Here is a 12225-nt window from a genome sequence, read left to right on the forward strand (position 1 = left end):
GCCGCGAGCAGGGGCCGGTGGGATTGGGCGGCAGGTCTGTGGGCTGCTGCTGCGTACTGCTGGTGGAAACGAGGCCAGTTGCCAGCGCGAGGCCCCGGCCAGTGAGCGAGAAGCCCGAACCCGTCGTCTTCCACCTGGCGCATCACCTGAGCGAGGCAGAGATGGGCGACCTTGCGGCCAATTTCCGCAAGGCATACGGCGATCGGATGGTGATCGTCCTCCCGCCGGGCATCACCAAGAGCGACAGCGAGCAGCTGGACCGCATCGAGCGGCAGCTCGGCGTCCTGATCAATGCGCTGGCAGCCGAGGGCGAGGAAGAGCGGGAAGCTCCTATCACCACCCTGGACGGCGACGTGCTGCCGGGCGACCGGGACCAGACGGAGAGCCTCGGGTGACCGGGCGCAGCACGATGCCGTCCCCGGCCGGCAGACCAGTGGAGGGCAGCATCATCGGGGTTCGGATTCGGCTTGGCTGGCGCGGGCAGCCAGTGGTGCAGATCCAGCGGCAGTTGAGCCGCTTCCGATTCATGGGACCGGCGCCGGAGCCGGTAGTCACTGAGCCTTGCGGCGCCACAACCTGGCGGGACGCTGGGAAGGCCGACGCAATCGAGCTGGCCGGATTCATCAGCTCTCGCCGAGAGCCCTGATGGCGAGGGTAACCACACTGGCGCCGCGCATAAGCTGCGCACCCAGCAGGCTCAAGCCATCGGCACCGGTGGTGCCCACCTACGGGCAGGGCAGAGGCGGCAGGCCATGGCGCAGGAAGCGCGAGGCGGTGATGAGGCGAGACGCCTACCTGTGCCAGCCCTGCAAGAGGCAGGGAAGGGTGACCGAGGCCACCGAGGTGGACCACATCCTCAACGTGGCAGAGGGTGGCACCGACGACGACGCCAACCTGCAGGCGATCTGCACCGACTGCCATGGCGCGAAGACGCAGGCCGAGGCACGAAGGGGCGCGGCGCGGCCGTGACGTGGAACATTGAACCTGAATGTGAAACGTGAACGACGGCCGTGGAACATGAACTGCGAATATGAACGTGAAACATGAACGGGGGGGGGTGGAAAAATTCCGACCCTCGACCGACGGACACCCGCCGCTCACTCATTCAGAGGTTTTTTTCTCGGCTGGAATTTCAGGCTGAAGGCCATTTATGCGCAAGAACACGAAAGCGGGGCGGCCGGCGTTCTCGCCCACGGCGGCACAGCGGCGGATGGTGACCAATGCCGCGGCTGGCGGCATGTCGCACGAGGAGATCGCCATCGGGATTGGCGTCGCCCGCAACACGCTGGAGAAGTACTTCGAGAAGGAGCTGTCGACTGTGGCGCTGCGCCGGCGCATGGAGGTACTGGACGCCATGGCGAGGACGGCACTTAAGGGCAACGTGGCAGCCCAGAAGGCCTTCCTTGCGCACACGCCTACGCTGGCTGCGCCCCCGGTTACACCGGAGAAGCCGGTGGGTAAGAAGGAGCAGGCGAACGCTGCCGCGGTCGGCGCACAGGCCGGCACCGAGTGGGCGGACCTGCTGGACGACAAGGTCACCCCGATCCGGCGCGCGGCGCAGTAAGTGGCCTGGGACCTCTCCTGCCGCGATTGGTGGGAGCGCTTGCAGGCTGGGCGGCTGCCCGTCGGCGATCTGCCGCTGTGGACGCCGCAGGCGGAGCGCGCCGCGCAGATTTTCGGCCGGCTGCGGCTCGCAGATGTGCCAGGCACGCCAACGGTAGCCGAGGCCGGCGGCGAGTGGTTCCAAGAGGTGGTCCGCTGCATGTTCGGCGCCGTGGATCCGGCGACCGGGCAGCGAGAGATCCGCGACCTGTTCGCCCTGGTGCCGAAAAAGAACGCGAAGACCACGTTCGGCGCGCTGGGCATGGTCACCGCGGTGCTGCTGAACAAGCGCCCGCGCGCGACGTTCCTGATGACCGCGCCGGTGCAGGACACGGCGCAGCTGGCGTTCGATGCCGCTGCCGGCGCGATCGAGCTGGACCCGGTTCTGGATGCGAAGTTCCACATCCGGCACCACCTGAAGACGATCATCCACCGCGAGACGAAAGCCTCGCTGGAGATCATGACGTTCGACCCGGGCGTGCTGACGGGCATCAAGGTGTCCGGCGGCGCGCTGATCGACGAGCTGCACGTGTGCGCGAAGAAGTCGAAGGCGCCGCAGGCGCTGCGACAGATCCGCGGTGGCATGGTGCCGTACCCAGAGGCGTTCCTGTGGTTCATCACCACGCAGAGCGATGAGCAGCCGGTCGGCGTCTTCGCTGACGAGCTGCAGAAGGCGCGCGACATCCGCGACGGCAAGCGGCTCGGCAAGATGCTGCCGGTGCTGTTCGAGTTCCCGCAGGAGGTGCAGGAATCGAAGGACCAGCAGTGGAAGGATCCGCAGTTGTGGCCGCTGCTGAACCCGAACATCGGGCGCGCCATCACGCTGGAGCGGATGGTCGAGGAGTTCGAGGACGCCGTCGGCACCAGCGAGGCGGAACTGCGCAGCTGGGGCTCGCAGCACCTGAACATCCAGATCGGCGTGGCGCTCCACCAGGGCAGCTGGGCCGGCGCCGAGTACTGGGAGGCGCAGGCCGACAAGCGGCTGACGCTGGAGGGAATGATCCGCCGATGCGACGCCATCACGGTCGGCATCGATGGCGGCGGCCTGGACGACCTGCTTGGCCTGTCGTTCTGCGGCAGGGACAAACACACGAAGCGGAAGCTGCTGCTGAGCCGCGCCTTCGCCCATCCCAAGGCGCTGAAGCGCCGGAAGAGCCAAGAGACGCGCTACGACGACTTCATTGCCGACGGACACCTGGTCGTTGGCAAGGAGACGCAGGAGGGCGCCACGGACCTGAGCGACATGGCCGCCATGGTGAAACAGGTGGCCAAGTCCAGGCTGCTGGCCGGCATCGGCGTGGATCCATCGGGGCTCGGCACCGTCCTGGACGTGCTGGCCGCCGCCAAGATCGATCCGGAGCTGATTACCGGCATCCGGCAAGGCTGGCAGCTGACCGGCACCTGCAAAGTGTTCGAGCGCTGGTTGTGCGACGGCCTACTCACGCACGACGGCTCGCGGCTGATGGACTGGTGCGTGGGCAACGCGAAGGTGGAGGCGTCGAAGAACGCGCTCTACGTGACCAAGGCGGCCAGCGGGGTCGGGAAGATCGACCCGCTGATGGCCGCGATGAACGCTGTCGAGCTGATGTCTCGGAACCCCGAGCCGCAGAACAAAAAGCTCGTCCTCATGACCCTGGGTGGAACCTGATGAAGAACGAAAACCGTGCCTACAGCCTGCTCGAGGTGAAGTCGTACGACGACGACCAGCGCGTCATCACCGGATGGGCGACCACGCCGGAGCCGGACCGCATGGGCGACATCGTGGAGCCGCTGGGCGCCAAGTTCGCCGCCGAGCTGCCGCTGCTGTGGCAGCACCGCCACGACAGCCCGGTCGGCGTCGTGAAGTTCGGCAAGCCGACAGCGAAGGGCATCCCGTTCCAAGCTGGTGTCGCCAACATCACGACGCCCGGCACGCTGAAGGACCTGTGCGACCTCGCCTGGCAGTCCGTGAAGGAGAAGCTGGTGCGCGGCGTGTCGATCGGCTTCCGTGCGCTGGAATACAGCTTCATGGAGAGCGGTGGCATCCGCTTCACCGAAGTCGAAATCTACGAGCTGTCCCTGGTCACCATCCCGGCCAACGCCGCGGCGACCATCCAGAGCATCAAGGCCATGGACACCGGCGCGATGCGCCCGGCGAACTACGGCGTCCCCCTCATCCAGCGCCAGGCGGCACCGGTCGAGCGACCGGCCGGCGGCGCGGTGAAGTTGCTGCACTGAAGCACCGGGCCGCACTGCCCCGCGGGGTGGAACCCGCTTTCCCAATCTTGCAGGCACTGCCCGGCGTGGAACCCGGGCCGAACGGCTGCGCCATCAAGGAAACGAAATGAAGACCATCGCCGAACAGCTGGAAGCGCTGCGCGCGACCCGCGAAGCGCACCAGAAGAAGCTGGGCGACATCGCCCAGAAGTCCATGGACGAGAGCCGTTCCTTCAACACCGCCGAGCAGGAAGAGTTCGACGACCTGGAAGGCCAGATCAAGTCGCTCGACGGCGACATCGACCGCCTGACCCGACTGCAGGCCGTGCAGGCCAAGTCCGCGGTGCCGGCCGCCATCATCGCCAGGGGCAACGAGGACGCCGTGTCCCGCGGCGAAGGCCGCTCGTTGGAGCCGGCCCAGCTCAAGACGATCGACAAGGTGGATGCCGGCATCGGCTTCGCGCGCGTCGCGCGCTGCCTGGCGGTGTCCCACGTGCACCACCAAAGCCCAATCGACGTCGCGCGCGCCGTCTACCCGGGCGACGAGCGCCTGCACAGCATCATCCAGCAGAAAGCCGCGGTGCCAGCTGCCAGCACGGGTAACGCGGGCTGGGCCGGCAACCTGATCACGGACGGCGGCGTGGCGTTTGCCGATTTCGTCGAGTGGCTGCGCCCGCGGTCGCTGCTGGGCCAGGTCTCGGATCGCCTGCGCAATCTTCCGTTCGACACGCCGGTGCTGGTGCAGGGTTCCGCCGCGATCGGCAAGTGGACCAAGGAGGGCGGGGCGAAGCCGCTGACCCGGTGGTCCTACAGCCGCGCGAAACTCGTTCCGCTGAAGGTCGCCGCGATCGCTGCTGCGACGAAGGAAACGATGATGCGGGCAACGCCGGCCGCCGACGCCTTGCTGCGCGACGAACTGGGCCGCGCGGTCAATCAGACGATCGACACGCAGTTCATCGATCCCGACGCGGCCGCCGTCGCCGACGAGGCGCCCGCTTCGATCCTCAATGGCGTGCCGGCCACCACCGTGCCCGCAGGCGGCGACGCGGACGCGATCCGCGCGGGCGCCGCCGCTCTGATGAACGCCATCGCCGGGGCAAATCTGTCGCTGGCCGGCTCGTTCTGGGCGATGTCGGAGAGGACTGCGATCGCGCTGTCCCTGATGACGAACCCGCTGGGCGCAACCGAGTTCCCCGGGATCAACTTCACCGGCGGCACGTTCCTGGGCCTGCCGGCGTTCGTGTCGGCCTTCGTGCCGGACGATGAGGACGGGGCGGTGATCGCCCTGATCAAGGGAGACGAGATCTTCCTGGGCGACGAAGGCGGCCTGCAGGTCTCGATGTCGGATCAGGCGTCGCTGGTGATGGACGACGCGCCCACGATGAACAGCACCACGCCCACGGCCCAGCAGGTGGTCTCGCTGTGGCAGACCAACAGCGTCGCATTCCTGGTCGAGCGCTTCATCAACTGGCAGCGTCGGCGTGCGCAGGCGGTCGCGTGGGCGCGCGTCAACTGGGGCCGGGCTTCGGCTCCGACCAGCTCGTAATCGGATGGCGGTGGCGGGGCCTCTACGGCCCCGCCATTTCTTCCAACAAGTGAGGTTCCAATGAGCAAGGTCGAAATCCTGAGCAAGGGCGGCAGGGTGGCGCGCGTGCACCCGAAGATCGCCGACGTGCTGGTGCAGCGCGGTACGTACATCCGGCGCGACATAGTGGCGGAGCCGGCAGCGTCTTCACCGATTGCACCCGTGGCGCCTGTGCAGCAGTCCAGCCAGGAACCATCCGCCGGCCGTGCGCAACCGGTAGTCGGCGAGGCTGGCCACGCGCGCGCAAAGAAAAAGGGTGGGAAGAAGCACTCCAGCGAGGGCGCTTCCGAATGACCGGATTTTCGCCCCGAGAGCTGGCCACAGAGGCCGGCGTCCGCAAATACGGCACCGGCTACCTGAAGGCTCTGTCGCCTGCCGTCGCTGCTCCGGGGCGGAATGACTGGCACACGCTGATGGGCCATGAGCCGTTCACCGGCGCTTGGCAGCGCAACATGGAAGAGCGGCAGAGCACCGTCCTGTGCTACCCGACGCTGTACGCCTGCCTCAACCGAATCGCACCGGACATCGGCAAGCTGCCGTTCGTGCTGAAGATCGAAGACGAAAACGGCATCTGGTCGATCGACAAGGCGAACACCGCCTACTGGCCGGTGCTGCGCAAGCCGAACGCCTACCAGACCGCGCAGCAGTTCCGCGAAGCCTGGATGCTGTCGAAGCTGATCCAGGGCAACACGTACGTGCTGAAGGGTCGCGATGATCGCCGCGTGGTGACGCGGCTGTGGGTGCTGGATCCGTGCCGCGTGCAGCCGATGGTGTCCGAAAGCGGCGATGTCTTCTACCAGATCAACTATGGCACCGGGTCGAACCTGCTGCCAGCGAACTACCCGGGCGAGCAGCTGATCGTGCCGGCGAGCGAGATCATCCACGACCGGATGAACTGCTTCCACCACCAGCTGATCGGCGTGCCGCCGCTGTGCGCGGCGCACTGGCCGGCGGTGAAGAACCTCAAGATCCTGAAGGACTCCACGACGTTCTTCAGCAACGGCGCGAACCCGGGCGGCATCCTCACTGCGCCGGCGGGCATGTCGGATGATGACGCGAAAGAGGTGAAATCCTACTGGGACACGGAGTTCCGCGGCAGCAAGGCCGGCAATGTGGCCGTGATCGGAGCGGACATGAAGTTCACGCCCTTCGCGTTCAAGTCGGCGGACAACCAGCTGGTCGAGCAGATGGAGTATTCGGACCAGCAGATCACCCAGCCCTTTGGCATCCCGCCGTTCAAGGTCGGCATCGGGTCCATCCCGGCCGGCATGAAGGTCGACGACATAAACCAGCTGTACTACTCCGATGCCCTGCAGTCTCACATCGAAGCCATGGAGGCTCTGCTGGATGAAGGCCTCGGCATCAGTCGGCCGCGCGGCGTGGAACTGGATCTGGAGCCACTTCTGCGGATGGACGTGGGCAAGCAGGCTGACGTGCACACGAAGCTGACGGGTGGCGGCATCGAGACCCCGAACGAGGGGCGCAAGGCTTTCGGCCTGGGCCCTCTTGTGGGCGGCGACACCGTCTACATGCAGCAGCAGGACTACCCGCTGGATCAAGTGCGCCTCAACAAGATCGAGCAGGCGCCCGCCGCGGAGCCAGCACCAGCCGAACCGGCCGTCGAGGCGCCGCCAGCCGACACCGACGAGGTGCGCGAGCTGCGCCACCAGCTTTTCATGATGAAGGCCCTCGCGGCCGCCCGAGCCGAGGTGCTGTGCAATGAGTGATCCGATCGAGTTCGGCAAGGAGCTGGCCCGCCTTGTGCGCGATGCGCTGGCGCCGGTGCAGCGCCAAGTCGCGGCGCTTGAGGCGCGCGCGCCGGAGAAGGGGGACCGTGGCGCCGACGCGGACCCGGCGCTCGTGGCGAAGATGGTGGAAGAGGCCATGGCCGCGCTGCCGCCGCCGAAGGACGGCAAGGATGCCGATCCCGTCTCGGATGAGCAGGTGGCGGCGCAGGTGGCACGCCACCTGGAGCATCATCCGCCGCGCGACGGCCTTGATGCCGAGCCGCTGGACGTCGACGCGGTCGCCGACGCTGTGGTGGCGAAGCTGCTGTCGTCGGACCGGCTGCAGACGCTGATTGACCTGGCGACGACCGAGGCGGTGGCGAAGCACTTCGAAGCGAACCCAGTGAGCCACGGCAAGGACGCGGATCCGGCGGCGATCGATAAGGCAGTCGCCGCAGCGGTCGCCGCGCTGCCCGCGCCGAAGGACGGCCGCGACGCCGACCCGGTGTCGGATGAGCAGATCGGAGTCCAGGTCGCCAAGCATCTGGCCGCGCACCCGCCGAAGGATGGCTCCGACGGCGTCGGCCTGGCCGGCGCGATTATCGACCGCGGCGGCCATCTGGTGATTACCACCACAAAGGGGGAGGCGATCAAGCTCGACAAGGTCGTCGGCAAGGATGGCCTCGACGGACTAAGCTTCGAATCGGCAGCCGGCCACTACGACGCCGAGCGCGGCTTCGTCATCACCCTGGCCGCCGGCGAGCGCCGGAACGAGTTGGTCCTGCCGTATATGGTCCACCGCGGCTTCTGGCGCGAGGGCCTGGGCACGAAGGCCGGCCAGTCCATCACCCACGACGGCGCGCTGTGGATCGCCAAACGCGACAACGCCTCGCGGCCGTGCCTGGAGAACGAGCAGGACTGGGCGCTTGCCGCGCGCAAGGGCCGCGACGGAAAGGACGGCAAGAGCGTGCGCGTGCCGGTCGAGCCGGTGAAGCTGGGAGCCGGCAATGGCTGAGTTTGTCACCGCGGCGGACGCGCGCGAGCAGCTGCGCATCGACAGCGGCGCCGACGATGGCTGGCTGGCCATCTGGATCCCGGCCGTGTCCGCATCAGTGGCGGCATGGCTGAAGCAGGAGTGGCGTCTGTATGTGCTGCTGCGCGACTCGAACGGCGACCTGGTGCGGGACAGCGCCGGCATCCCGCTGCCGGCCGAGGACAGCAATGGCGCGCTGATCCTGCACCCCTCGGTGATCGCCGCCACGCTGCTGGAGCTGGCGTCGCAGTACCGCTACCGGGAAGGCGAGGGCGACAACGTGGTGCCGGCCGACGCCGGCCACGGCTACGTGCTGTCCAGGGCCGCCACGGCACAGCTGGCGCCCCTGCGCCGCACGACGGTGGCCTGATGAGCAACGTAGCGGCGGGCGACCTGCGACACCGGGTGCTGATCCAGCAGCAGGTCACGACCCGGGACAGCGACGGCGTGTCGCAGACTGCATGGCAGGACGTGGCCGCCGTATGGGCTGCTGTAGAGCCGCTGTCGGCGCGCGAGTTCGTCCAGTCGAGCCAGACACAGGCCGCGGTGACGGCGCGCATCACGATCCGCTACCGCGCCGGCCTGGCGCCGACGATGCGGATCCTGCACCGCGGCCAGGTCTTCAACATCGCCGGCCTGCTGCCGGACAAGGCCTCGGGGCTGGAGTACATCACCATCCCGGTGGCGGCCGGGGTCAACGACGGCCAATGATCGAGTTCGACCTCTTGGGGCCAGGGCCGAGCGCATCGGCTGAGCTGGCGGGGCTACTGCGCGCGCGCCGCGTCGGCGTCGTGGGCAACACCTTCGAGCTGGCGCCGTGGGCGGAGTTCCTGGCCGCCAGCGACCGCCAGTGGTGGGACAAGTATCCGGCGGCGCGCGAGTTCGCCGGCGAGCGCTACAGCAGCCACCGGATCGGCGGCGTGCAGCAGCTGGCCGGCGCGCTGACCAACTGGAACAGCGGCGTGCTGGCGCTGGCGGTTGCCGCCCACTTGGGCGCGACGCTGGTGCGCCTGCATGGCTTCGACATGCACGGCACGCACTTCTTCGGGCCGTACGCCAACGGCCTGACCAACACGGCGCCAGCGCGGCGCGAGATCCACAAGCAGCAATTCGCACAGTGGGCGCGGCAGAACCCGCACGTCCGCGTCGTGAATTGCACGCCCGGCTCGGCGTTGCAGTGCTTTCCCTTCTCAGGAGCAATCGAATGAATATCTGGATCGTCGGCCAGTTTAAGGCAGAGACCGAGCACGGCTCGGTGTGGGACTTCCAAGGCGCGTTCGGCACGCGGGAGGACGCCGTTGCCGCCTGTCGCACCAGCCAGTATTTCATCGCTCCCTGCGAGCTTGGGAAAGAGATCCAGGAAGAGACGTTGGACTTCCCGGCGATCGAATATCCGATCGCGCAGGAACCGGAGTCGGAGACGGCTGGCTGATGAACAGATTGCCGCTTAACTCGGTGCGCGGTCGCATCCGCGCCTACATCGAGAGCCATGCCGGCGCGCTGGGCGATGACGTGCTCGAGGTCGGCAGCCGCATCCATGACCCGGCCGCGTGGTGGTGCACGAACCGCGACCTGGCGATGGGGCAATGGACCGGCATCGACATGCAGGCGGGCGAGGGCGTCGACCAGGTAGCCGACATCCACGACCTACCGGAGGAGTGGTCGGGCCGGTTCACCGGCATCGTGTGCTCCGAAGTGCTGGAGCATGTGGCCCGGCCGTGGCTGGCTCTGCCGGAATTGCGCCGCGTGCTGCAGCCCGGCGGTCTGCTGGTGATCACCACGCTGTTCGCCTTCCCCGAGCACGGCTACCCGGACGACTACTACCGATTCAGCCGGAGCGGGCTGCACCTGCTACTGGCGGATGCCGGGTTCAGCGGCATCGCCACCGAGTACGCCGGGGAGCTGCCGATCGAGCTGAACGACCATGGCGAGCGCGGCGTGGCGCGCCGGCGCCTGCCGATGCACACCTTCGCGGTGGCGCGGTGCTGACGCTGCTGACCGCCACCGGTGCCAGGCCCGCTGCCTGGGCGCTGTGCGAGCGCTGGATGGCGCGGCAGGACTATGCCGGCCCGGTGCGCTGGATCATCGTGGACGATGGCCCGGACCCTCAGCCCGTGACGTTCCAGCGGGAGGGCTGGCAGCTGGTGCTGGTACGCCCGTCGCCGTATTGGTCGCCTGGCCAGAACACGCAGGCCCGCAACCTACTCAAGGGCCTGGCCGCGGTCGGCGCCGACGAGCGGCTGGTGATCGTCGAGGACGACGACTGGTATGCGCCCGACTGGCTCAGCACCGTCGACCAGGCGCTGGAGCGCGCCGAGCTGGTCGGCGAGCACCGCGCCCGGTACTACAACGTGCAGCAGCGCCGCGGCCGGCAATTGGCGAACACGGGCCATGCCAGCCTGTGCAGTACCGCGATGCGCGGCGGCGCGCTGCAGGAGTTCTCCGCGGCGTGCGAGGCGCGCCCCAAGTTCATCGACCTGGAACTGTGGCGACGCGCGCGCGAGCGCCATCTCTTCGGCGGCCACCGCGTGGTCGGCATGAAGGGCCTGCCCGGCCGCGACGGTATCGGCATGGGACACCACGACGACTTCAACGGGAAGCCGGACGCCGACGGCGAGTTGTTGCGGTCCTGGGTCGGCGATGACGCGGAGTTCTACCAGTGAAGAGCGGCTTGGAAATCAAGGGCATCGACGGCGTCTTGAATCTGCTGCGTTCGCTGCCGCCCGAGGTGGTGAGCAAGCGCGGCGGCCCGGTGAAGTCGGCCCTGGCGAAGGGCGCGCGGTTCCTGCGCGACAAGGAGCGCGAGAACCTGCAGGCGGTGCTGGAGCCCGGTGAAGAATCCACCGGCCTGCTGGCGGAGAACATTATCGCCAGCCGCGGCAAGGCGCCGATCGGCGGGAAGGGCGAGCGGTACCTGGTGCGCATCAAACGGAAGATGTACCCGGGGCGCAAGGGCGAGCAGGTGAGCACGCTGAAGTCCGCGCAGATCAAGGAATACGGCTCAGTGAAGCAGCCGGCGCGCTCCTTCATCCGGCGAACCGTGGTCGAACATGGTGGGCAGACGATCAACGTGGTGGTGACCGATCTGGTCGCGCGCCTGGATCGAGTCGTGAAGAAGCTGGCACTCCAGAACAAGGGCCGCTGATGTTCCCCAAGGTCTACCGAACCATCCACACGCCGGCGGTGGCCGCGATCGTGGGCGACCGGATCAGCCGGCATGGCGAGATCGCGCAGACGGAGACGCGGCCGTACATCACATGGCAGATCGTCACGGGGCAGCCCTACGACAACCTCAGCGATACGCCGTGCGGCGACTTCACCAGCATGCAGCTGGACGCCTATCACGCGACGGATGCGGGCGCGGAGCAACTGGGCCTGGCGGTCCGCGCCGCACTGGACGCTGCCCTCATCTGCAACAGGGTCGTGATCGACAACCGCGACCCCGACACGAAGCTGTACCGCGTTGGCATTGAGGCCGACTTCATCGACCAGCGCTGAGCCGCTGGCATACCCGCCACCAGCCGCCGAAAGGCGGCTTTTTCATTGAGGAATCGAAATGACCGCTGGAACCCTTCGTACCCAGGGAACCGAGCTTTACCTTGTCGACAAGCTGAGTTCCAGCGTGGAGCAGGTCGTCAAGTTCGCGTGTCCGACCGGCATCACCGGCATCGGCGGCGGCACCAAGGATCAGCTGGAGGACACCTGCCTCGACAACGAGGAGGACAAGACCTACAAGGCTGGCCTCGGCAATCCCAATGCCATCTCGGTGCCGTTCAACTTCATCCCGTCCAGCTTCAGCCACCAGACCCTCTGGGATCTCAAGGCGAGCGGCGAGAACCAGGAATGGATGGTTGGCTTCTCCGACGGCCGCGGCATCGCCCCGACGCTGGACAGCGAGGGCCACTTCGTGCCGCCGGTCTCGCCGCAGCGCACCACTATCGGATTCGATGGCTACGTGTCGGAAGTGAACATCGACGTGGCCACGAACGAGATCGTGCGCGGCACGCTGACCATCCAGCGCTCCGGCCCGGAACGCCCGTTCTGGAACGGCCCGCAGCCGACCTGACACCTATGGCGTCGGC

At 67.5% G+C, this 12225-nt stretch carries 18 protein-coding genes; all 18 read left to right on the forward strand.

The genetic code is table 11. The annotated features are described in order from the left end of the window. Positions 1-101: 101 nt before the first annotated feature. Positions 102-395, forward strand: coding sequence for a hypothetical protein (locus tag HEP73_RS10975; RefSeq protein ID WP_185823181.1), 294 nt, complete (start codon positions 102-104; stop codon positions 393-395). 430 nt (positions 396-825) lie between these two features. Then, positions 826-969 carry an HNH endonuclease gene (locus tag HEP73_RS22460; protein ID WP_221899405.1) on the forward strand — a complete coding sequence of 48 codons (144 nt, stop codon included), beginning with the start codon at positions 826-828 and terminating at the stop codon, positions 967-969. A gap of 181 nt (positions 970-1150) precedes the next feature. Next, the gene (locus HEP73_RS10985; RefSeq protein ID WP_185823183.1) at positions 1151-1564 is read left to right on the forward strand and encodes a hypothetical protein; all 414 of its coding nucleotides are present in this window, start codon (positions 1151-1153) and stop codon (positions 1562-1564) included. After that, positions 1565-3250: a terminase TerL endonuclease subunit gene (locus HEP73_RS10990; RefSeq protein WP_221899406.1), complete on the forward strand. Its 1686-nt coding sequence runs from the start codon at positions 1565-1567 to the stop codon at positions 3248-3250. Continuing rightward, positions 3250-3819 carry an HK97 family phage prohead protease gene (locus HEP73_RS10995; RefSeq protein WP_185823184.1) on the forward strand — a complete coding sequence of 190 codons (570 nt, stop codon included), beginning with the start codon at positions 3250-3252 and terminating at the stop codon, positions 3817-3819. The genes HEP73_RS10990 and HEP73_RS10995 overlap by 1 nt, the downstream gene beginning before the upstream one ends. Before the next feature lie 106 nt (positions 3820-3925). Then, the gene (locus tag HEP73_RS11000) at positions 3926-5344 is read left to right on the forward strand and encodes a phage major capsid protein (RefSeq protein WP_185823185.1); all 1419 of its coding nucleotides are present in this window, start codon (positions 3926-3928) and stop codon (positions 5342-5344) included. 60 nt (positions 5345-5404) lie between these two features. Continuing rightward, on the forward strand, positions 5405-5677 hold the full coding sequence (locus tag HEP73_RS11005) for a hypothetical protein (RefSeq protein ID WP_185823186.1): 273 nt from the start codon (positions 5405-5407) through the stop codon (positions 5675-5677). Further along, positions 5674-7110 (forward strand): phage portal protein, encoded by a 1437-nt coding sequence (locus tag HEP73_RS11010; RefSeq protein ID WP_185823187.1) that lies wholly within the window; start codon positions 5674-5676, stop codon positions 7108-7110. The genes HEP73_RS11005 and HEP73_RS11010 overlap by 4 nt, the downstream gene beginning before the upstream one ends. Continuing rightward, the gene (locus HEP73_RS11015; RefSeq protein ID WP_185823188.1) at positions 7103-8125 is read left to right on the forward strand and encodes a hypothetical protein; all 1023 of its coding nucleotides are present in this window, start codon (positions 7103-7105) and stop codon (positions 8123-8125) included. Before HEP73_RS11010 ends, HEP73_RS11015 begins: the two co-directional genes overlap by 8 nt. Further along, positions 8118-8513 carry a hypothetical protein gene (locus HEP73_RS11020; RefSeq protein WP_185823189.1) on the forward strand — a complete coding sequence of 132 codons (396 nt, stop codon included), beginning with the start codon at positions 8118-8120 and terminating at the stop codon, positions 8511-8513. Before HEP73_RS11015 ends, HEP73_RS11020 begins: the two co-directional genes overlap by 8 nt. Beyond that, positions 8513-8854 carry a phage head closure protein gene (locus HEP73_RS11025; protein ID WP_185823190.1) on the forward strand — a complete coding sequence of 114 codons (342 nt, stop codon included), beginning with the start codon at positions 8513-8515 and terminating at the stop codon, positions 8852-8854. Before HEP73_RS11020 ends, HEP73_RS11025 begins: the two co-directional genes overlap by 1 nt. Then, positions 8851-9351 carry a hypothetical protein gene (locus HEP73_RS11030; protein ID WP_185823191.1) on the forward strand — a complete coding sequence of 167 codons (501 nt, stop codon included), beginning with the start codon at positions 8851-8853 and terminating at the stop codon, positions 9349-9351. The genes HEP73_RS11025 and HEP73_RS11030 overlap by 4 nt, the downstream gene beginning before the upstream one ends. Further along, on the forward strand, positions 9348-9575 hold the full coding sequence (locus HEP73_RS11035; RefSeq protein ID WP_185823192.1) for a hypothetical protein: 228 nt from the start codon (positions 9348-9350) through the stop codon (positions 9573-9575). Before HEP73_RS11030 ends, HEP73_RS11035 begins: the two co-directional genes overlap by 4 nt. Continuing rightward, a complete protein-coding gene (locus HEP73_RS11040; protein WP_185823193.1) occupies positions 9575-10132 on the forward strand; it encodes a methyltransferase domain-containing protein in 558 nt (185 codons plus the stop codon). The genes HEP73_RS11035 and HEP73_RS11040 overlap by 1 nt, the downstream gene beginning before the upstream one ends. Then, the gene (locus HEP73_RS11045; protein WP_185823194.1) at positions 10126-10806 is read left to right on the forward strand and encodes a glycosyltransferase family A protein; all 681 of its coding nucleotides are present in this window, start codon (positions 10126-10128) and stop codon (positions 10804-10806) included. The genes HEP73_RS11040 and HEP73_RS11045 overlap by 7 nt, the downstream gene beginning before the upstream one ends. Next, on the forward strand, positions 10803-11288 hold the full coding sequence (locus tag HEP73_RS11050) for a hypothetical protein (RefSeq protein WP_185823195.1): 486 nt from the start codon (positions 10803-10805) through the stop codon (positions 11286-11288). Before HEP73_RS11045 ends, HEP73_RS11050 begins: the two co-directional genes overlap by 4 nt. Beyond that, on the forward strand, positions 11288-11641 hold the full coding sequence (locus HEP73_RS11055; protein ID WP_185823196.1) for a DUF3168 domain-containing protein: 354 nt from the start codon (positions 11288-11290) through the stop codon (positions 11639-11641). The genes HEP73_RS11050 and HEP73_RS11055 overlap by 1 nt, the downstream gene beginning before the upstream one ends. A gap of 58 nt (positions 11642-11699) precedes the next feature. Next, positions 11700-12209: a phage tail tube protein gene (locus tag HEP73_RS11060; RefSeq protein WP_185823197.1), complete on the forward strand. Its 510-nt coding sequence runs from the start codon at positions 11700-11702 to the stop codon at positions 12207-12209. Positions 12210-12225 lie beyond the last annotated feature (16 nt).

It is taken from the genome of Xanthomonas sp. GW (assembly GCF_014236815.1).
Taxonomy (GTDB): Bacteria; Pseudomonadota; Gammaproteobacteria; order Xanthomonadales; family Xanthomonadaceae; genus Xanthomonas_A.

Excerpts from the sequence above, each read along its gene's own strand:
- HEP73_RS10985 (WP_185823183.1), top strand. The coding sequence starts at position 1,151 with ATGCGCAAGAACACGAAAGCGGGGCGGCCGGCGTTCTCGCCCACGGCG.
- HEP73_RS10995 (WP_185823184.1), top strand. The coding sequence starts at position 3,250 with ATGAAGAACGAAAACCGTGCCTACAGCCTGCTCGAGGTGAAGTCGTAC.
- HEP73_RS11000 (WP_185823185.1), top strand. The coding sequence starts at position 3,926 with ATGAAGACCATCGCCGAACAGCTGGAAGCGCTGCGCGCGACCCGCGAA.
- HEP73_RS11005 (WP_185823186.1), top strand. The coding sequence starts at position 5,405 with ATGAGCAAGGTCGAAATCCTGAGCAAGGGCGGCAGGGTGGCGCGCGTG.
- HEP73_RS11010 (WP_185823187.1), top strand. The coding sequence starts at position 5,674 with ATGACCGGATTTTCGCCCCGAGAGCTGGCCACAGAGGCCGGCGTCCGC.
- HEP73_RS11015 (WP_185823188.1), top strand. The coding sequence starts at position 7,103 with ATGAGTGATCCGATCGAGTTCGGCAAGGAGCTGGCCCGCCTTGTGCGC.
- HEP73_RS11020 (WP_185823189.1), top strand. The coding sequence starts at position 8,118 with ATGGCTGAGTTTGTCACCGCGGCGGACGCGCGCGAGCAGCTGCGCATC.
- HEP73_RS11025 (WP_185823190.1), top strand. The coding sequence starts at position 8,513 with ATGAGCAACGTAGCGGCGGGCGACCTGCGACACCGGGTGCTGATCCAG.
- HEP73_RS11030 (WP_185823191.1), top strand. The coding sequence starts at position 8,851 with ATGATCGAGTTCGACCTCTTGGGGCCAGGGCCGAGCGCATCGGCTGAG.
- HEP73_RS11035 (WP_185823192.1), top strand. The coding sequence starts at position 9,348 with ATGAATATCTGGATCGTCGGCCAGTTTAAGGCAGAGACCGAGCACGGC.
- HEP73_RS11040 (WP_185823193.1), top strand. The coding sequence starts at position 9,575 with ATGAACAGATTGCCGCTTAACTCGGTGCGCGGTCGCATCCGCGCCTAC.
- HEP73_RS11055 (WP_185823196.1), top strand. The coding sequence starts at position 11,288 with ATGTTCCCCAAGGTCTACCGAACCATCCACACGCCGGCGGTGGCCGCG.
- HEP73_RS11060 (WP_185823197.1), top strand. The coding sequence starts at position 11,700 with ATGACCGCTGGAACCCTTCGTACCCAGGGAACCGAGCTTTACCTTGTC.